This window comes from Planctomycetia bacterium, assembly GCA_021413845.1.
Lineage (GTDB): Bacteria > Planctomycetota > Planctomycetia > Pirellulales > PNKZ01 > PNKZ01.
Map to the genome: position 1 here is coordinate 1 of JAIOPP010000160.1, position 18,931 is coordinate 18,931.

An 18,931-nucleotide genomic window follows, 5' to 3' on the forward strand; every position below is an offset into this window, starting at 1 on the left:
AGAGCCGCGTCATCGACTTCTTCACTTCCGTTTGACGAGCCACGATCTCCGCGCCGGCTGTATCGGTCGGGGCTGCCTTCGTCCACGCTTCGTAAACGGCTGCCGGATCACCGGCGCGCAGCGCGGTGAGGAGCGATTGTTGTTCTTCCGGCTTCCAGCCTGTCGTTTTGGTCAAGATGCTGAGCTCGTCCGGCATGAGCGTCTTCAGCTTAGTGCTCATTTCCGTTACCGACTCGACGACCTTCTTATCGATCGACGCGACTGCGGTTTCTTTTTCCACGGTCGACAGCGGCAACGGCGTCATGATCTTATTCACGATCGCGACCGCCTTGCCCGGCTCGATGCTGTTGCTGCGCAGCGCTTGATTGCCGAGCGAAGGCTCGGGCCCGACGCGCGGTGGTGCAGCGATCTGCGCCAAGGAGACTTGTACGAACGACGCGGCTGCTAACGAGGTCAACAGCATGGAGACCTTATTTCGAAACATCACGGCACCTCTAATCGAAGACTGGTTGTTGGCCACAATACGCTCAACTTGATCGTTCCACGCCTAGAGCCGTTTCGCCTACACGACGGCTGTTATGCAAGAAGCATCCGAAGAGACCATGCTTGCAAACGATGTGCCCCTACCTATGTCCGAGAAGGGGCTACGAAAGAAGACTCTCTCGACGAGCGCTTCGCTTGACAATGCAAGTACGTGATGGCGAAAGAGGGAGCTTCGCCTTACGAAGCTGCGATCAGCTTCGCGCGAAACCGAGCGACGGCGGCATGGGGATCGGCAGCTTTGAGCACGGCACCGCTCAGTGCGACTTTGCGAATGCCGGTGTTAATTACTTCGTCGATGTTCTCAACTGTGATGCCGCCGATCGCGAAGGCGGGGAGCGTGATCTCGGCCGAGGCTTGGCGAAGGAACTCCAAGCCGGGGAAGTTATCGAATTGTTTCGTCTTCGAAGGAAACGTCGGGCCGAGGCCGAGGTAGTCGGCGCCGTCGGCGACCGCTTGACGTGCTTGTTCGATCGAATGAGTCGAGACGCCGATCAGCGTTTGCGGGCCGAGAATTCGTCGGGCGGCGTCGACCGTGAGCTCCTCTTGCCCGAGATGCACGCCATCGGCTTCCGAGAGCAGGGCGAGGTCCGGCCGATCGTTCATGATGAAGAGCGTTCGCCGGTCCGGGTGGCCGAAATCGCGGGTCGCTGCGCGCAAGGCTCGGGCTCGGGTCAGCAGCGTTCGGTCGTCGAGTTGCTTGTCGCGCAGTTGCAAAACATCGACACCTGCTTCGATCAGCGAGCGGGCGATCGCGACGAACGAGGCTTCGCTCTCGCGCCCGTCGAGCAATACATAGAGCGCGGCCGAGGCGAGTCGGGCGCGTCGCGAACAGTCGTCGCTTTCGATCGAGTAAGGTCGCGCAGCGCGGGCAGCGGTCGGCGTTTGAGCATCGAGCTGCCGCTGCAAGGTGTAGGCGCGGTAGCGGAGTTGCTCGCAGCGCGATGCCATAACGGGATCGAGCACCTTGCCGAATTCTTCGAGGCTCCGGAGCGATTCTTGCAGACGGCGGACGTTCGCCGCCGCAACATCGGCCAAATCGAGCCGGATCATCTCCGTCGGCGTCGAGAGTTCGGTTCCGACGTCGTGAATGGTATCGCGCGCGGCAAGTCGGGCCTTCATCGTCAGCGGCGCGAGCGCGGACGCTAGGTCGTGCCGCATTTGCTTGCAGAGCGCGGTGAGCGCACGATCGTCGAGCGCGAAGCGAACATAGTCTTCGACTACGCGCACTGCTTCTCCGGCCCGATTACCGGCGGCGTCGAGAATGCGGAGTAAGCGAACCTCGGCCGAACCGACGAGCAGGCTGTTCGCCTTCGGAGCAACCGCGAGTTCCGTTGAGCGATCATCGGCCAGCGGCAGCGAAGGCTCGTCGATCATATCTGCCAGCGGGATCGGCGAGTGGTCGATTCCGTAGCGGTCACAGATCTCGGCCTCCATCGCATCGGGATTCACCCCTCGGTCGCGGAGCCACAGGCCGACGTCGCCGTCGTCGGTCGCGAGCCCTAGCAGGAGGTGTTCGGTGGCAAGTTGACAGGTGCGCGGGTTTTCGTCGAGGCGGAGGATCGCGCCGTGGAAGGCGTTCTCAAGCTCCAGTGATAGCGGTCGCACGGCTCCGGCAATTCCGGGCTTCGCCGAATCGCGCACTTCCGCCTCGGGCCAACGTCGGTGAATCGTCTCTTCGTCGATCGCCGCGGCTTCCAAGACCTTGGCGGCGCGACACTCCGGCTCGCTCAGCAGGCCGAGTAAGACGTAGAACGGGCTCAGCTCGTTCCGGTCGCGCGGAAGACGACCGGCGGCGGCATGCAGGGCTCGCTCAGCGGCCGGAGTATATTGATAGGTCATAAACCGAGTGTGCCACAGGGCGGTGGGAAGGGCAACTCGGCAGCCGGCTCGAATTCGGTTTCGAGCGGCGTTCGGCGGTCGTGCCTAACCCTTTACCAGGCTTTTATTTGCCTTGATGGAAATAAAAGACGGGGGTAGAATCCCGGCGCTATCGTACCGTCACAAGCGGAAGAAGGAACGATCCGATGGGTGGGCAAAAGGATGGCCCAAAGCTCCGAGCGCCAAGCGTGGGGTATGGTTGGGTGTGGCCCGGCTTAGCCCCGCTATGGACCGGCGGGGAGTGGAGCGGATTCGGTTGGGCGGCCGGTTTCGGACTGGCCCTCAATGGAGTCGTCGCGGCGACATACGTTTACGACGATTGGATCGGTTCGACCTGGACTTGGTCTGCTTGGGCGAGCGTAGGCCTGTTTTGGATCGTGGGGGCGTTCGCGAATCGCCGCTGGTTGAAACGGTATGCCCGACGAGCTTCCGGCACGACCACGGCGACCGACTTGTATCCCGAGGCGTTCCACGAATACTTACAGGGAAATTGGTTCGCGGCCGAAACTAAGTGTCGAAACCTGATCAGGGCCAACCGCGACGACGCGGAGGCGCGACTGTTGTTAGCCACGCTGCTGCGGCATGTCGACCGACACGCGGAAGCACGCAAAGAACTGGATCTGCTGTCGAAACTGGATTCGGCCGCCAAATGGCGGATGGAAATAGGCCAAGAGCGTAAGCTACTGAACGAGCGGATCGAGGGAACACTAGACGCAACGACGTCGGACACGAACAATTTGGACGCCGCGAAGGAAGACGCCGAGGCCGGGTCGACGCCCGCAACCTATCGCGCGACCCGACTTGCGGCTTGATGCGTATAGAATGTCTGGATGAGAGGGCGAGCCTGCGAGAAAGAAATGGAAGCGGCTTGCACGAGAGACGGATGAAATTGTGAGACGAATGGATGTGAGACACGGATGGAAGCGAACGCAGTGCGAACGGGAATTGAGTGAGGCGTCTAAGGTTAGACCCAGGGAGTTGGAATAATGTACGAACGTTTTACCGATCGCGCGCGGAAAGTGATGCAACTGGCGAACCAGGAAGCGCAGCGATTCAACCACGAATACATCGGCACCGAGCATGTCTTGCTCGGGCTCATTAAAGAGGGGAGCGGCGTCGCGGCGAACGTGTTGAAGAACCTCGACGTCGACTTGCGGAAGATCCGCCTCGAAGTCGAGAAGCTTGTGCAAAGCGGTCCCGACATGGTGACCATGGGCAAGCTGCCGCAAACGCCTCGCGCGAAGAAAGTCATCGAATACTCGATGGAAGAGGCCCGCAACCTCGGGCACAACTACGTCGGCACCGAGCATATCTTGCTGGGCTTGTTGCGCGAACAAGAAGGGGTCGCGGCCCAGGTGTTGATGAACCTCGGGCTGAAGCTCGAAGAAGTTCGCGAGGAAGTTTTGAACTTGCTCGGCCACGGCATCGAAGGAAGTGAAGGGGGCGAACGCCAGCCTTCCGGCGGCGGTGCCGCAGGCACGAGCACTCCCGGCGAACCCGGCGCAACGGGCGGCAAGGGATCGAAGGCCTCGAAGACTCCGGCTCTCGATAGCTTCGGCCGCGACCTCACCGAACTGGCTCGGCAAACGAAACTCGATCCCGTCATCGGGCGCGAGAAGGAAATCGAGCGGGCGATTCAGATTCTCTGCCGCCGCACGAAGAACAATCCCGTGCTGTTGGGCGAGGCGGGGGTCGGCAAGACGGCCATCGTCGAAGGCCTTGCGCAGCGCGTCGTCGACGGTGAAGTGCCCGAGATCATGACGGACAAGCGGATCGTCGTGCTCGACTTGGCGATGATGGTCGCCGGCACGAAATACCGCGGTCAGTTCGAAGAGCGGATCAAAGCGGTGATGAACGAAGTTCGTCGCGCGAAGAATACGATCCTGTTCATCGATGAATTGCATACGCTCGTCGGTGCCGGTGGTGCGGAAGGGGCGATCGACGCCTCGAACGTGCTCAAGCCGGCTCTGGCCCGCGGTGAGATTCAATGCATCGGCGCCACCACGCTCGACGAGTATCGCAAGTACATCGAGAAGGATGCCGCGCTTGAGCGCCGCTTCCAAAAGATCTTGGTCGAGCCGTCGAGCAAGACCGAGACCATCGAGATTCTCAAAGGCCTGCGCGATCGTTACGAATCGCACCATCGAGTGCAGATCACGGACGACGCGCTCGACGCCGCGGTCGATCTTTCGAGCCGCTACGTCACCGACCGTTGCTTGCCGGATAAGGCGATCGACGTGATCGACGAAGCCGGCGCACGCGTGCGACTCAAGGCGATGACCAAGCCGCCGGATTTGAAGGAAATCGACGAGCAAGTCGAACGGCTCAATAAAGAGAAGGAAGAAGCGGTCGCCAATCAAGACTTCGAGAAGGCGGCGGCGCTGCGCGATCAGGCCGACAAGCTCAAGAAGAAAAAGCAGACGATCCTGAAGGATTGGCGCAACACATCGCGCGAGTCCGACGGCGTCGTCGATAAGGAAGTCATCGCCGAGGTGATCTCGAAGATGACCGGCGTTCCGCTCACCCGGATGACGACCGAAGACTCGATCCGCCTCATGGAGATGGAAGCCGAGCTGCATAAGAAGGTGATCAGCCAAAGCGAAGCCGTGAAGGCGATCTCGAAGGCCGTGCGCCGGAGCCGGAGCGGTTTGAAGGATCCGAAGCGTCCGACCGGAAGCTTCATCTTCGCCGGCCCGACCGGTGTCGGAAAGACGCACTTGGCGAAAGCGTTGGCCGAATATCTTTTCGGCGATGCCGAGGCGCTGATCCAGATCGACATGTCCGAGTATATGGAGAAGCACAACGTCAGTCGGCTTATCGGCGCTCCGCCGGGATACGTCGGCTTCGAAGAAGGGGGCCAGCTCACGGAGAAGATCCGTCGCCGTCCTTATTCGGTCGTGCTGCTCGACGAAATCGAGAAGGCGCATCCCGACGTGTTCAACATGCTGTTGCAGGTGATGGAAGAAGGCCGATTGACCGACAGCTTCGGTCGCCAGGTCGACTTCCGCAACACCGTGCTCATCATGACGACCAACGCCGGTGCCGAAGCGATCAAGAACGAAAGCCAATTCGGCTTCGAGGCGACGGTCGAGAAGGATGCTTCCTACGACGGCATGAAGCGCCGCGTGATGGACATCATCGAGAAGTTCTTCCGTCCGGAGTTCATCAATCGTTGCGACGACATCATCGTCTTCCGCCATCTCACGGTGGAAGACTTGAAGAGCGTCGTCGATTTGGAACTCTCGAAGGTCCGCGAACGTCTGCTCGAGCGCGGGCTCAAGCTCATCCTCACGGACGAAGCGAAGAAGCTCGTCATCAAGAAGGGCTCGAACACGGACATGGGAGCTCGTCCGCTTCGTCGCGCGATCGAGAACTACGTCGAAGATCCTTTGTCGGAAGAACTGCTTAAGGGCGAGTTCAACGGCAAGGATACGGTCTTCGTCGACGTGAAGGTCGTGGCCGACAAGAAGCAGTTGATCTTCGAAGGGCAAGTCACCACGGGCACCGATGCTCCGGTCGCAACTGCGGCTGCCGGCGGAAGCGATGCCGGCGGCGAAAGTGCCGGCTCGACTCCGTAGCGGATTCAAGTAGTCATAATTTCGTAGCGTCTTTCGCTACAACGAATAGCTCGCCAGCCGTTCGAGAAACCAACTGTTTCTCGGACGGCTGGCGGCGTTTTACGGCTCGCGAAGATAGCTGCCGATTCGCGGCCTTTCATCCCGTCAAACTCGCACTCACGTACCGAGTCGGCCTAGTCGATAATATCGGCACTGTGTAAATGTACGGTGGGGCTGCGCGCGCATGCCCGTGCCGGCGTCGAAATCGCTTCCTAGTGACGCGCTCGGCGATCCATTTCCCCTGCTCTTTCACGATCGAAACGCCTCTTTCATGTCGTCCGTCTCCGGATCATCCACCGAAATTCCACAAGCCAACGGCACGCGCTCGTTTGCGCAATCGGCCGTGGACTGGATCTCCGATCTCGGCGATGTCTTCATCGGCTACGTCGCGGCCTTAGGCGACCTCACGCTCTTCATCTTCTCGACGATGCGCTGGACCTTCACGCGCCTGCCGAAGCGCGAAACCCTGATGCCGAACTTCTACCAGATCGGCGTCCTGAGTCTTCCCGTCATCGCGCTGACGGGTACGTTCATCGGCATGGTCTTGGCCGTGCAAAGCTATGCGCAGTTCCGTGCGCTCCATATAGAAACGCGCCTCGGCGGCGTCATCAACCTCTCGCTGGTGCGCGAGCTCGGGCCGGTGCTGGCGGCGACGATGCTCGCCGGGCGCGTCGGCGGAGCGATGGCTGCCGAACTCGGCACGATGCGCGTCACCGAGCAGATCGACGCGCTCTCGAGCATGGGCGCCAACCCGATCCACTATCTTGTGGTCCCGCGTTTTCTCGGCTGCTTGATTCTCATCCCGACCCTCACGATCATGGCCGACTTCATGGGGGTCGTCGGCGGTTGGTTCTACAGCGTGCTGTTGTTGAAGATCGACTCACATCACTATTGGGCGAATTCGCAAGCGATGGTCGGCACGTTCGACGTCTTCAGCGGCATTCTCAAGAGTTTGTTCTTCGGTGCGGCGATCGCGCTCATCAGTTGCCATCGCGGGTTCCACTGCGCGCCCGGCGCGGAAGGGGTCGGCCGCGCGGCGACCGGCGCATTCGTGCATTCCTTCGTTATGATTCTCGCCATCGACCTCGGCCTCGGCATCGTGCTCGACGCGTTCTATCTGCTCCTCTGGCCCGAGGGAGTCGCTATTCTGTAGCGAGAGCTTCATGGTCGCAGCGGCGGAAGAACATTTCGAACACAATCACGACCACGATCCCAAACCGGAATCGGATCGCCCGCTCGTCGAGATCGAGGGGATGAGCGTCCGCTTCGGCAAGAACTGGGTGCTGCGTGACATCAACCTCGTGATTCCGCGCGGGCAGACGTTGGTGCTGCTCGGCGAAAGCGGCTGCGGCAAGACCGTATTGATGAAGACGATCATCGGCCTCGTGAAGCCCGTTGCTGGCCGCGTCTTGTACGACGGTCGCAACCTCGAAGATCTCAACGAGCGCGACATCACGAACCTGCGCACGCGGTTCGGTTTCGTGTTCCAGCAAGCCGCGTTGTTCGACAGCATGACGATCGAGCAGAACGTCGCTTTCCCGCTGCGGCAGCATACGAATAAAGGTCGCGAAGAGCGTCGGCGAATCGTCATGCAGCGGCTCGCCGAAGTCGGGCTGCCGGATAATGTCTGCTTTAAGAAACCGGCCGAACTCTCGGGCGGCATGCGCAAGCGCGTCGGGCTGGCGCGGGCGTTGGCCTTGAATCCCGAGATCATGCTCTACGACGAACCGACGACCGGGCTCGACCCGATCATGAGCGACGTCATCAACGAATTGATCCTTCGCGTTCGACGGCAATATCCGGTGACGAGCATCGTCGTGACGCACGACATGCACTCGGCTCGCAAGGTGGCCGATCGGGTCGTGATGCTCTATCCGCAGCTCCGTTTGAAGAATGGAGAGCCGCAAATGATCTACGATGGCCCGCCCGAGGGAATGGAAAAGTCGCCCGATCGGCGCGTCGTGCAATTCGTACGCGGCGAAGCGGGCGAACGGCTTATGGAAATGCGCGACCGCGGAGTGTTGACCGATTAGCTTTCCTCTGTGACAGCCTCGGATTCGTCTGCGATATAACTAGACCAAGTTTCACAACGCCCCACTTAACCTTTCACGTTTAGCGATCGATGGACGAACGAACCGTACAATTCCGCGTCGGTGTGATGGTGCTCGCCACACTCATCATTCTCGCGATATTGTTGCTGTTGTTCGGCGATCTGCCGTCGCTCGTGAAGGGGACGTACACCGTTCGCTTCGCCTTTCCGCAAGCGCCGGGCGTTTCCGTCGACACGCCGGTGCGCGTCAACGGCATCCTCATCGGTCGGGTTCGTGAAGTCGAGCTCGACGACAAAGTCGGCGTGATGGTGACGGCTAAGATCGAAGAAAAGTACCATCTCTACAAAACGCAGATGGGACGCATCGGCGGCTCGCTCTTAGGCGATGCGGTAATCGAGATCATCGCCGATCCGGAACCGAAGCCGCGCGAGGAAGTCAAAGACGGCGATACCCTCTCGGGCGTCGTCGCGAAGGATCCGTTTCAGGCGTTGACGAACCTCGAATCGACCGTCTCCGTTGCCGTCGCTTCGATCGCCAAAACCAGCGACGAGATCGGCATTCTGGCGCTGCGCGCCAATCGCTTCTTCGACGCCAACGAAGGTCAGATCACGCGAATCGTCGCCGAGACGCAGTCGACGATCGTGCAGCTTCGCTCGGCCATCGCCAACGCCGACGCCTTCATCAATGATCCCGTCATGCGCGAGAACCTGACGAAGACGATCAACGACATGCCGCGCGTGCTCAATACGCTCACCGATACGATCGGAAGCTTGAAGAACACGATGATGCTCGCGGATCGGAACTTGAATAACTTGGAGGGGATCACGAAGCCGCTCGGCGAGCGCGGGCCGAAGCTGATCGAGAACGTCGATCGCGCGGCGATCCAACTAGAGACGGTGCTCACCGAGCTCGCCGGCTTCACGCGACAGCTCACGAATTCGCAGGGCTCGTTGTCGCGCTTCGTCAACGACGCCGCGTTGTACGACAACGTTTCGACGACGATTCAGAACGTCAACGATCTGTCGCGCGATTTGAAGCCGATTCTGAACGACCTCCGCGTCTTCAGCGACAAGGCCGCACGCCATCCCGAACAATTCGGCGTCCGCGGCCTCATCCAACAAAACTCGGGCATCAAGTAGCGGGCAGTGGTCAGTGGCCAGTGATCGGTGGTCAGTCGATACAGTAATGCCGCAACGGCCGTCCCCTCGCTTGCGGTTTCGCGAACCACTCAACAACCCCAAGCACACGACGATTGTTTGCTCCTCCAGGTGCATCCAGTTATACTTGTGGCGTCGCTCCTTCCTGCTCGACTTCCGGCCTTCCCTCATGCCTCGGCTTTCCTTCCACGACCGATCGCGGCGAGAGTTCTTGCGACTCGGCGGCCTCGGCCTGCCGCTCGTCGGCGGGCTCGCACAGTTCGCTGCTCGAAGTGCGGCAGGCGAAGAAAAGTCGTCGATCATCCATTCGCCGGGGTTCGGCCGCGCGAAGTCGGTGTTGCTCGTCTACTGTTGCGGCGGACAGAGCCAGATCGACACCTGGGACCCCAAGCCCGAGGCTCCGGCCGAAGTGCGCGGCGAGTTTCGTTCGATCGCGACGGCGACGCCGGGCACATACGTCGGCGAGCTCATGCCCGAGATCGCGAAGCTCACCGATCGGTTTACCATCGTCCGCTCGATGTCGCATCTCGATCTCGATCACGGCTCGGCGACTTACCTGAGCCTCACCGGAAAATACTTTCGCACGATCTCAAGCAACCCGGATCCGGCTCCGACCGACGAACCGACGCTCGGCGCGGTCTTGCGCAAGGTGCGCCCGAGCACGAAATTCCCTTACGATGCCGTGCATCTCAACGCTCCGCTCCTCTCGCCGCAAGACCCTGGTGCCGGGCAAGGTGCCGGCTTTCTCGGCGCGAAATGCGAGCCGATGGTGCTCGGCAACGTCACCGAGCCCGGCGCGGTGCTGCCCGACTTGCAATCGCAGCCTGAGTTGCCGTCGGTTCGGTTGCACGAACGGCAATCGTTAAAGCGGGCTCTCGACGCCTATGCTCGCGACTTGGGATCCGACCCGCGCGTGCGCGACTCGAACACCCTCTATTCGCAAGCACTCGAATTGCTCGACGCGCCGCAAAGCCGCACCGCATTCGATCTCGACCAAGAGCCGGCGGCGCTCCGCGATCGCTACGGCCGCAACCAGTCGGGCCAAGCCCTGCTGATGGCGCGGCGGTTGGTCGAAGCCGGCCTGCCGCTCGTCACCGTGTTTTGGAGCCCGAGCAATCGCGGCCAAGATAAGCAGCCCGACATTACCGACGCGTATGGTTGGGATACGCACAACGATATCTTCGACGCGCTCCGGCAACACTTGATGCCGCGCTTCGATCAAGGCTTCTCCGCCTTGATGAGCGATCTCTCCGAGCGCGGCTTGCTCGACACGACGCTCGTCGTCTGTCTGGGCGAATTCGGCCGCGCGCCGGTGATCGCGCTCGAGCGCAAGTTCAAGGGGAGCTCGCCCGGCAGAAAGCATTGGGCCAACGTCTACTCGGTCGTGTTCGCGGGCGCGGGGGTGAGCGAAGGGAAGGTGCTCGGCAAGTCCGACCGGATCGGCGGACGGCCCGACTCCGAACGGTATGGCCCTTGGGATACCGTCGCGACGATCTATTCGGCGCTGGGAATTGATCCGGCCGGCCATTACACTGACCCGCTCGGCAGACCGATCCCACTGTCCGTCGGTCGACCGATCGCCGGGTTGTATTGAAGCCCGCCGGCGACTCCTGCCTCGAAGCCGTGCCCGACGAAAGGAAGCTTGCGCCGTGATTTTCGATCGCTTGGAAAACGCCGAACTCTATACTCCGCTGCATCCCGGTTTCGCACCCGCGTTCGCCTATCTCCGCACGGCCGATTTCACGGGCCTGGAGCAAGGGCGCCACGAAGTCGACGGCGAGCGGTTGTTCGTCATGCTCGGGCGCGAGCCGGGCCAAGGTCGCGAGCGGCGGAAGCTCGAGTTCCACGAGCGCTACATCGACATCCAATGCGTGCTTTCGGGCAGCGATGAGATCGGCTGGCGCTCTTCGGAGAATTGCCGCGAACTCGATCAGCCGTACGACCCCAAGCGTGAAGTCGGCTTCTACAAGGAGCGGCCCGAAACCTACTTCACGGTCGGCGAGCGCGAGTTCGCGATCTTCTATCCCACCGATCCGCACGCGCCCCTCTCCGGCAGCGGGCCGATGCTCAAGGCCGTGATGAAAGTGTTGATCGATTGGAAGTAGCTCGCTCGAATGGAACTCGCTGCCTACTCCCCTCCCGCCTGTGAAAGCACCTCATGAGTCAGACGATCGACACCGCAATGCGCCCCTCGCGAATTCGCTTCGGAGTTCTCAGCGCGACTACGGCGGCGTCGGTCATTCTCTACGTGCATCGCGCGTTCGTAGCCGAGATCTTGAAGTTTCCACAGGTTCGCGCCGATCTCCACCTCACCGATGCGGACGTGACGTGGATTCTCTCGGCGTTCTTTTGGTCGTATGCCTTGCTCCAGGTGCCGTGCGGTTGGCTCGCCGATCGTTTCGGGCGGCGCATAGCGCTGGCGATCGAGATCGTCTTGTGGTCGCTGGTGACCGCCATGAGCGGCTTCGCGACCACGGCCGTCATGTTGTTCTCGCTGCGGTTCATACTCGGAATCGCGCAGGCCGGAGCTTATCCCGCCGCAGGCGGACTGATCGGACGTTGGTTCCCGCTCTCGCATCGAGCCGCCGCGGTCTCGCTCGTTACCTCGGGCGGAAGAGTCGGCGGCATCATCACTCCGCTGTTGACGTCGTATCTGATCGCACAGGCCGGCATGCCGTGGCGGCAGGTGATGGTGCTCTACGGCGCGATCGGGATCGCGATCGGCCTCTGGTATTGGCTCGCGGCCCGCAACGAGCCGGAAGATCATCCGCGCTGCAATCTCGCTGAGCAAGAGCTGATCTCGTTCGGGCGGGTAGCGATCGACCCGAACGCCGTAAAGAAGCCGGTTCGTGCGCCGATCTATGAGTTGCTCGCGAGTCGTTCGATCTGGTGCATGGCGATCTCGCAGTTCGGCACGAACCTCGGCTGGGCTTTCATCATCACCGTCATGCCGACTTATCTGAAGGAAGCCAAAGGGGCCGGAGATCTTGCCGGCGGCTGGATGGGAAGCATGATCTGGGCGGCAGGCGCGCTGGGAATGATTCTCGGCGGACCTCTGACCGATCGGATGACGCGCCGCTTCGGCATGCGCTGGGGACGGATGGGAACGATGATCGTCACGCGCTTCATCTCGGCCGGAGGCTTTCTCATCGCCGATCAAATGGAGGGCCCTTGGGCCACGGCCGTGGCATTGGGGGCTGTGATGTTCTTCTGCGATCTCGGGATTCCCGCCGCTTGGGCTTTTGCGCAAGACGTCGGCGGGCGAAGCGTCGGCGCGGTGCTCGGTTGGAGTAATATGGTCGGCAATCTCGGCGCCGCGGCGACCCCTTACATCTATGACTGGTTCAACTACATGTTCGAGTCGCCGAAGTCGATGGAAGGAACTTTGTATGCAGGCATGGTCGGATTTCTCGTGGCCGGGGTTTCAGCATTAGGGATCGATGCCTCGAAGCCGCTCGTGCCGGAAGAGAGCGATGTTCCGAAAGAACTCCCGAAAGACGACGCTTAACGTTCGCACGACCGTCGCATGGCGGAGCGATCGTCCGTGAACGAACCCAGCGAACGGAAACTCGACCCGGCCGTGGTTGCCGCGCTCTTCGTGGAGCATGCGGAAGAGTTGCGGCGTTTTTTGGTCGGCATCTTGCGCGATCCCAACACGGCCGCCGATGCGCTGCAAGCGACCTTCTCCAAGGCGCTCGAGCGCGGACACATGGCGCGCGAGGAGACGCAAAAAGGTTGGCTCTTCCGGGTGGCGTACAACGAGGCGATCGTCATCAAGCGGCGTCAAGCGGTGGAAGCGCGCGCCGTGAACACGCTCGGCGCCGGCGGCGAACGGGTGTCGCCGTTGCCCGAGGCTTCGTTATCGCTCCAAGAAGAAGTGCGGCGCGTGCAAGCGGCACTGGAGACCTTGCCCGCGGAACAACGGCAGGTCGTGCGGCTGCGGATCTACGAGGAGAAGAAATTCGCCGAGATCGCCGCAGAGTTGAACGTGCCGCTCGGGACCGTGTTGACCCGAATGCAAGCGGCGCTGAAGAAGTTGCGGAAAGCGCTGGAGGGCTAACGCTTACGTTGTCGTGCAACGAGCCGCACGCTATTTCTTCTTGGCGGGCACGACGACGAGCAGCGCTTCTTCCACTGAAGCATTCGCAACGGCCGCGATCTTCGCCACGGCGGTGCGACGAAGCGGCGGCTCGGGTTTGCTTGGCTCCGATTTAATGGGCTCGGGCTTCTTCGCGTCGGGCTTAAGCGGCGCAGGCTTCTCCGTGCCGACTACTTTAACGAAGCCCTCGAACGTTTTCGTCGGGGTGAGTTTCAGCGTGACCTTCTTCGCTGATTCCCCTTTCGCCGTCGAGACGGCTGCGACGTCGCCGAACTCGGCGGGCACGCCTTCGAGTCGGATCTCGATGTCCGAAGTCATTTCGCCCGACCGTTCGACGACGATCGGTATTTCGAGCGGCGTGCCGACTTGGGCAAACAGTTCGGCGGCGGCCAGCGAGAGGCTGAAATCCGGTTTCACCGTCCGCACGTCGAGCAGGTAGACGAACCGTTCGCCGCCGGCGCCGAACAAGTCTTCGACGATCAACCGAATCTCGCCATCGGCCGGAACATAGTAGAGCGCATCGACGTCGGATTCTCCGCGCTTGTTGTCGTCGGAGCGCAGGAGTTGCGTCCCGTCGGTGGATTCGATGCGCAACAAAGGATCGACGGGAAAGCCCAACGCCTGACTCATGACTCGAATGTGCAGGCTTTGCCCCTTCACGACCTTCAGCGCATAGACATCGCGATCGTTCGGTCGATCGATGCGCCCGGCGACGACGATCGGGGCCGTGATCGACTGCGGGCTGGTCGTGCCGGAAGAATCTTGCTCGACGCCGAGCGGCACGTCGACCGCTAGAAGTTCCGCGCGGCCGGGCTCCGGAAGCGGAGGAGCAACGATGGTCGAATCGGTAACCTTGATCGGGGGAACGGTGAAAGTTATCTCGCCGCCGAGATTCCAGCCATGCAGTTTGACGTCGCTTGCCGCGCCGATGCGCACGACAGGCGGAAACGCGAAGTCGACGTAAGGACCTGTCGTCAGCGTGAGCCGATAGACGGCCGCAGGGTCGCCTGCGTAGCGAATCGAAGAATTCGGCACGCTCACGAAAGCGAAGAGGCGCACGAAGTAATCGGCGTCTTGCGGAGCCGTGAAGACGATGCGCGGGTCGAGGCCGAACTCGTCGTGGTTTTGCGCGAGGACGAAGCCCGAGGCTGATACGATTTGCAGCACCGCATCGATCGGCGCACCGAGCGTTCGATTCGCTTCGAGCGCCGCGACCAGCGTCATTCCTTTCTTCAGCGGCAGGCGGAACGTATCGACGTCGCCGGCTTTTTCCCCTTTGACGAGGACGCCGTTGACGACCTTCGAGCCGGCATCGAGCTTGACCGCTTGCGTGAGTTCGTCGTTCGGCTCCGACTCGGAGACCTCGGCCCGCGTGCCGATCACGAAGGGACGCGCAGCGGTTACCCCTTCCTCGTTGATGAATCGAACCCAGCGCGTGCCGGGCGTTGCCGTGGCCTCGACGACGACGGAATATTTTCCTTCCGTCTTCGTCGGCTCGAAGCGAACGCCGGTGCCGGTCACATCGGCCCGCACCGGCCAGGGTTGGAGCGTGCCGGTGGCGGTGAGCTCGATCGTGCGGCCTTGTTGCGCTCCGGCGGGAAAGATGGCTTTCACGTCCGGCGCCGCGGCGTGCAGGCGTGCGACAGCGAGGTTATGGCAACAAACCGCGAAAAGCATCGCGAGAAACGCCGGATTCGTCGCACGGAACATCAAACGAACAGTTCCTTGATCGGCGTCGGATCGCTGACGAGATGCGTCGGGCGGCCTTGCGGCGTGTAATAGATCTTGTCGGGATCGATCCCGAGCTTGCGATACAAGGTCGACGCGAAATTCTCGGGAGACAAGACACGCTCGACCGCGGCATAGCCGTTGCGATCGGTCGCGCCGACGACGGTGCCGGCCGGCGTGCCGCAACCGGCGAACATCACGCTCATGGCGTTGGCCCAATGGTCGCGGCCCGCTGCTTTCTGGCCGCTGATGTTCGAGATCTTCGGAGTCCGCCCGAATTCGCCGAGCATGACGACGAGCGTCGTATCGAGGAGTCCGCGTCGGTCGAGATCGCTGATGAGCGCGGCGACGGAGCTTTCGAAGCGAGGCACGTCTTTGCGGAACGAGTCGAAGATGCCGACGTGATGATCCCAGCCGCCGTTGTAGAGCGTGACCCAGGGAACTCCGGCCTCGACGAGCCGACGGGCAAGCAAGCAGCGTTGGCCGAAGGGAGTGCGACCGTAACCGTCGCGAACTTTTTCCGCCTCGCCTTGAATGTTGAACGCGCGCTGCGCTTCGAGCGAGGCGATGAGGTCGTAGCCTTGTTGGTAGTTCGTGTCGACGGCGGCGACGGGATCGCCTGCGGCTTGCTCAGCGAAACGCGGCAGCTTGTCGACGAGGGCGCGCAAATCGCGCCGGCCGAGAAAGCGGTCGTCGGTCAATCCGGCCGGCAAGGCGACGTCGCGCACGCGAAAGCTCTCGCCGTTCGGATCGTCGGCGACGACGAACGGCGCATACTTGGCGCCGAGAAAGTTGGGGCCGCCGGAGCGCGAGACGGAGGGAATCGAGAAGTAAGCGGGGAGCCCGCGCGGAGCGGTCCGCTCGTAGGCGGTCGCCGCGCCGAAGCTCGGATGAAAGCTGACGAACGCACCGCAACCGACCGGGATGCGCGGCGGTGCGCCGGTCATCATGTAGTGGTTGCCCGCGCCGTGGTTCCCTTGGTTGTGACAGATCGAGCGAACGATGCAGAGCTTATCGCTGATCTTGGCGAGCTCGCGCATGTTTTCCGAAAAGAAAATGCCGGGCGTGCGGGTCGCGATCGCACCGAACTCGCCGCGGATTTCGCTCGGGGCGTCGGGCTTCGGGTCGAACGTCTCGAAGTGCGAAGGGCCGCCGTCGAGCCAGATCATGATGCACGACGTCGGGCGACGGGCCGGCTTCGAGACGACGACCTGCGGCACGTTCGTCGCGGGGAGCGAAGTTTCGCCGGCTTGGCTCGACAACCGTAGCAGATCGACGAAACTTCCGCCTGCCAAAGACGCGATGCCGAGTTGCAGGCAGTCGCGGCGGCGGAATCCTTCGCAATTTCGGTGAGTCGTCATGCCTCGCCTCCGGCTTAGTTCTTAAAAGTAAATTCGGGCGTGTTCAGCAAGGCCCACAGCAAGTCTTCGGCGATCTCGCGATGCTTCGCGCGATCGGCCGGGAACAGCTTCGTCGCGGCCAAGCGCTCCTCGGCCGTGGGGAAACGAGAATAGGTCGACAGATACAACTCGTCGACGAGCTCCTCCGGCGACTTCGAGGCTTTCACCAACGCGGCGAGTCGGCCTTGGTCGTCGATCACTTTCTTGTGCAACGCGGGAGCGTTCATCAGGTGCAGCGATTGCACCATCGTCGAGTCCGAGGTGCGCTCGCAGGGTGGGTCTTGGTTCGGGTCGGGCCGGCCGAAGGAATCTAGAAACAAGTTCTCGACGCGATGGGTCCAGATCTCGACGGCCCGCGAGTTCGGCGGCATCGCGGAGAAGTTTTCGCGCATGCCCGTCACGTCGCATACAGCATCGAGCAGCGTCTCGGCGCGCAGCCGTTGACGATAATGGCGCGAGTAGTTTTTCTGGTCCCAGGCGTTGCGGGGATTGGGAAGCGACGAGAGTTCGTAGGCGTGCGAGTTGAGAATCACTCGGAGGAACTGCTTCTGGTCGAACTTCAGGCGGCGAAACTCGCGACCGAGCGCGGCGAGCAACTCCGGATTGGTCGGCGGATTCGTGGCCCGCAGGTCGTCGACGGGATCGACGATGCCGCGTCCCATGAGATCGGCCCAGATGCGATTCACGGCGACTTGTTCGAAGAATCGATTTTCCGGTGCGACGACCCAGCGAGCAAACGCCGCACGGGGATCTTCGTCGCCGACGATCGGCGCTGTGCCGGTCAAAGGTTTCGGCGTGACGTCGAGGCCCGTCAGCGGATGCGCGATCGAGCCCTTCAGTGCCGTGATGACGAACTCTTCGCCGCCGGAGATCGGCGGTGAAAGGCCGAGCCCCTTGTAGCCGACGCGGGTAAAGTAGGCGGCGGTGCCGTAGAAATCGTCTTGGCCCCAGACCTCGAACGGATGATGGTGGCAACGGGCGCAATCGAGCCGAACGCCGAGAAACAATTGGCAGGCGATCGTCGTTACTTCGGCCGGCTCGCGACGGTCGCGGAAGAGGACCGTGGCGCCGTTGCGAAACGTGCTGCCGCGGGCCGTGAGCAGTTCGTAGACGAAACGGTCGTACGGCTTGTTGACGCGGAACGCATCGCGAATCCAAGCATCGAACGCGAATGTTGCTTTGACGCCGACGCGATAGGGGTTCGGCCGGAGCAGATCGACCCATTTGTTGGCCCAATGATCGCCGTATTCAGGACGCTCAAGCAAAGCGTCGACGAGGCGGGCCCGTTTGTCCGTGGCTTTGTCGGCGAGGAACGTGCGGACTTCGGCCGAGGTCGGCAGCCGGCCGATGACGTCGAGCGAGGCGCGGCGCAGAAACGCGGCGTCGTCGCAACCGGCCGACGGGATAATGCCGAGAGTTTCGAGACGTTTCCAAACCAACTCGTCGATGAAGTTGCGACGCGGGAGCGCGGCATACGATTGCTTGTCGACCGCGCCGGCGAGCGGCACGGCGACGTTGAACACGGCGATATGGTTCATGTAGCGCGCCATGATCGCGGTCTCGCCCGGTAGCGCTCCGGCGACGACCGATCCGGCGGCGTCGATCGCGGCGACGGCGGCATCGTTCGATTGGTAGGCGGTACGGTCGGTAACGTCGCGCTGAGAGCCGTCGCTGTAGCGCGCCGTGACGCGCAGCTGCTCGCGCGCCTTGGCGGGCAAGATCCGTTCGCGCGGTGCGACGTCGATGCCGACGAGCGTCGGATCGGTCGGGCCCGAGCGCGGCAAGCCCTGCGCGATCCAGCGGCGGATCGTTTCGAAGTTCTTGCTGTCGGACGGGACGCGCACGCCGCCGCCGTGAGGGACTTGGCCGGCCGCTTTGCGAAGCAGCAGGCTTTGCTCCGGCGCACTCGGGTTCACGCGCCGACCGCGGGCATGCTTGACGATCGAGTTGTAATCGAACTCGGCGTCGAAGCCGAGCAACGAAAGCTGAAAGCCGTTTTGACCGCGAGCCTTGCCGTGGCAGGGGCCGGTCGTGCAACCGGTCGACGTGAGAATCGGCATGATGTCGAGTTCGAACGTCAGTGCCGGCGGCGAGGTGGACAACTCGGACGGGAGCACTGCCCGGGCCGTGGAAACACCGCTCAGCGAAGCGGCGGCAAGCACTAGCAAAAGCGATGCAACGGCTCTCACGGCCGGCGAAGCCGCGCGGAGCTTAAGATGGATCGAAAGTAGTCGATCGATCGAGTGCATCGAGGTCCGATCGAAGGCGGGGGAGGGCGGGCGGGAACGGCAAGGCGGGGAGTGCATTCATTGTATCGACACGCGAGGCGTCTGACCAACTCATTTGCCGCACGGAATGGGTAGGAATTCGGCTGCGGCGGGTAAGTAGCGGCGGAAAACAAAACGACCGGCTTATCCCCCAGGCGGGAATAAGCCGGTCGATGGAAATTGCCTAGGCG

At 62.0% G+C, this 18,931-nt stretch carries 14 protein-coding genes; 9 read left to right on the forward strand and 5 right to left on the reverse strand.

Going from position 1 to position 18,931, the window contains the following annotated elements:
* The coding region (locus K8U03_26075; GenBank protein MCE9608367.1) for a hypothetical protein at positions 1-463 on the reverse strand (463 nt) is incomplete at its 3' end.
* Positions 464-720: 257 nt separating this feature from the next.
* Complete coding sequence (locus K8U03_26080) at positions 721-2,382, reverse strand: thiamine phosphate synthase (GenBank protein ID MCE9608368.1); 1,662 nt, start codon at positions 2,380-2,382, stop codon at positions 721-723.
* Positions 2,383-2,567: 185 nt separating this feature from the next.
* Here K8U03_26080 and K8U03_26085 point away from each other — a divergent pair, with 185 nt between their 5' ends.
* The 9 genes from K8U03_26085 (at position 2,568) to K8U03_26125 (ending at position 13,306) form a co-directional block, all read left to right on the forward strand.
* Positions 2,568-3,233 carry a hypothetical protein gene (locus K8U03_26085; GenBank protein MCE9608369.1) on the forward strand — a complete coding sequence of 222 codons (666 nt, stop codon included), beginning with the start codon at positions 2,568-2,570 and terminating at the stop codon, positions 3,231-3,233.
* Between the two features lie 174 nt (positions 3,234-3,407).
* The gene (locus K8U03_26090) at positions 3,408-5,999 is read left to right on the forward strand and encodes an ATP-dependent Clp protease ATP-binding subunit (protein MCE9608370.1); all 2,592 of its coding nucleotides are present in this window, start codon (positions 3,408-3,410) and stop codon (positions 5,997-5,999) included.
* A 310-nt stretch (positions 6,000-6,309) separates the two neighbouring features.
* Positions 6,310-7,191: an ABC transporter permease gene (locus K8U03_26095; protein ID MCE9608371.1), complete on the forward strand. Its 882-nt coding sequence runs from the start codon at positions 6,310-6,312 to the stop codon at positions 7,189-7,191.
* Positions 7,192-7,201: 10 nt separating this feature from the next.
* On the forward strand, positions 7,202-8,071 hold the full coding sequence (locus tag K8U03_26100) for an ABC transporter ATP-binding protein (GenBank protein ID MCE9608372.1): 870 nt from the start codon (positions 7,202-7,204) through the stop codon (positions 8,069-8,071).
* Between the two features lie 89 nt (positions 8,072-8,160).
* Positions 8,161-9,228: an MlaD family protein gene (locus K8U03_26105; GenBank protein ID MCE9608373.1), complete on the forward strand. Its 1,068-nt coding sequence runs from the start codon at positions 8,161-8,163 to the stop codon at positions 9,226-9,228.
* Positions 9,229-9,415: 187 nt separating this feature from the next.
* Positions 9,416-10,840 (forward strand): DUF1501 domain-containing protein, encoded by a 1,425-nt coding sequence (locus K8U03_26110; GenBank protein MCE9608374.1) that lies wholly within the window; start codon positions 9,416-9,418, stop codon positions 10,838-10,840.
* Between the two features lie 55 nt (positions 10,841-10,895).
* The gene (locus K8U03_26115; GenBank protein MCE9608375.1) at positions 10,896-11,351 is read left to right on the forward strand and encodes a YhcH/YjgK/YiaL family protein; all 456 of its coding nucleotides are present in this window, start codon (positions 10,896-10,898) and stop codon (positions 11,349-11,351) included.
* A gap of 53 nt (positions 11,352-11,404) precedes the next feature.
* Entirely contained in the window at positions 11,405-12,754 is a 1,350-nt protein-coding gene (locus K8U03_26120) for an MFS transporter (protein MCE9608376.1), read from the forward strand.
* Between the two features lie 36 nt (positions 12,755-12,790).
* A complete protein-coding gene (locus K8U03_26125) occupies positions 12,791-13,306 on the forward strand; it encodes an RNA polymerase sigma factor (GenBank protein MCE9608377.1) in 516 nt (171 codons plus the stop codon).
* A gap of 30 nt (positions 13,307-13,336) precedes the next feature.
* Here K8U03_26125 and K8U03_26130 read toward each other — a convergent pair whose 3' ends face one another.
* From K8U03_26130 to K8U03_26140, 3 genes are read right to left on the reverse strand one after another with little or no spacing between them, the layout of a single operon-like run.
* Complete coding sequence (locus tag K8U03_26130; protein ID MCE9608378.1) at positions 13,337-15,055, reverse strand: PPC domain-containing protein; 1,719 nt, start codon at positions 15,053-15,055, stop codon at positions 13,337-13,339.
* Complete coding sequence (locus tag K8U03_26135) at positions 15,055-16,434, reverse strand: DUF1501 domain-containing protein (protein MCE9608379.1); 1,380 nt, start codon at positions 16,432-16,434, stop codon at positions 15,055-15,057. Before K8U03_26135 ends, K8U03_26130 begins: the two co-directional genes overlap by 1 nt.
* A gap of 14 nt (positions 16,435-16,448) precedes the next feature.
* Positions 16,449-18,722, reverse strand: coding sequence for a DUF1549 and DUF1553 domain-containing protein (locus K8U03_26140; GenBank protein ID MCE9608380.1), 2,274 nt, complete (start codon positions 18,720-18,722; stop codon positions 16,449-16,451).
* Between the last annotated feature and the right edge of the window lie 209 nt (positions 18,723-18,931).

Bases quoted from the DNA above. Each gene is read 5' to 3' on its own strand.
- K8U03_26080 (MCE9608368.1), bottom strand. From the start codon at position 2,382: ATGACCTATCAATATACTCCGGCCGCTGAGCGAGCCCTGCATGCCGCC.
- K8U03_26085 (MCE9608369.1), top strand. From the start codon at position 2,568: ATGGGTGGGCAAAAGGATGGCCCAAAGCTCCGAGCGCCAAGCGTGGGG.
- K8U03_26090 (MCE9608370.1), top strand. From the start codon at position 3,408: ATGTACGAACGTTTTACCGATCGCGCGCGGAAAGTGATGCAACTGGCG.
- K8U03_26095 (MCE9608371.1), top strand. From the start codon at position 6,310: ATGTCGTCCGTCTCCGGATCATCCACCGAAATTCCACAAGCCAACGGC.
- K8U03_26100 (MCE9608372.1), top strand. From the start codon at position 7,202: ATGGTCGCAGCGGCGGAAGAACATTTCGAACACAATCACGACCACGAT.
- K8U03_26105 (MCE9608373.1), top strand. From the start codon at position 8,161: ATGGACGAACGAACCGTACAATTCCGCGTCGGTGTGATGGTGCTCGCC.
- K8U03_26110 (MCE9608374.1), top strand. From the start codon at position 9,416: ATGCCTCGGCTTTCCTTCCACGACCGATCGCGGCGAGAGTTCTTGCGA.
- K8U03_26120 (MCE9608376.1), top strand. From the start codon at position 11,405: ATGAGTCAGACGATCGACACCGCAATGCGCCCCTCGCGAATTCGCTTC.
- K8U03_26130 (MCE9608378.1), bottom strand. From the start codon at position 15,055: ATGTTCCGTGCGACGAATCCGGCGTTTCTCGCGATGCTTTTCGCGGTT.
- K8U03_26135 (MCE9608379.1), bottom strand. From the start codon at position 16,434: ATGACGACTCACCGAAATTGCGAAGGATTCCGCCGCCGCGACTGCCTG.
- K8U03_26140 (MCE9608380.1), bottom strand. From the start codon at position 18,722: ATGCACTCGATCGATCGACTACTTTCGATCCATCTTAAGCTCCGCGCG.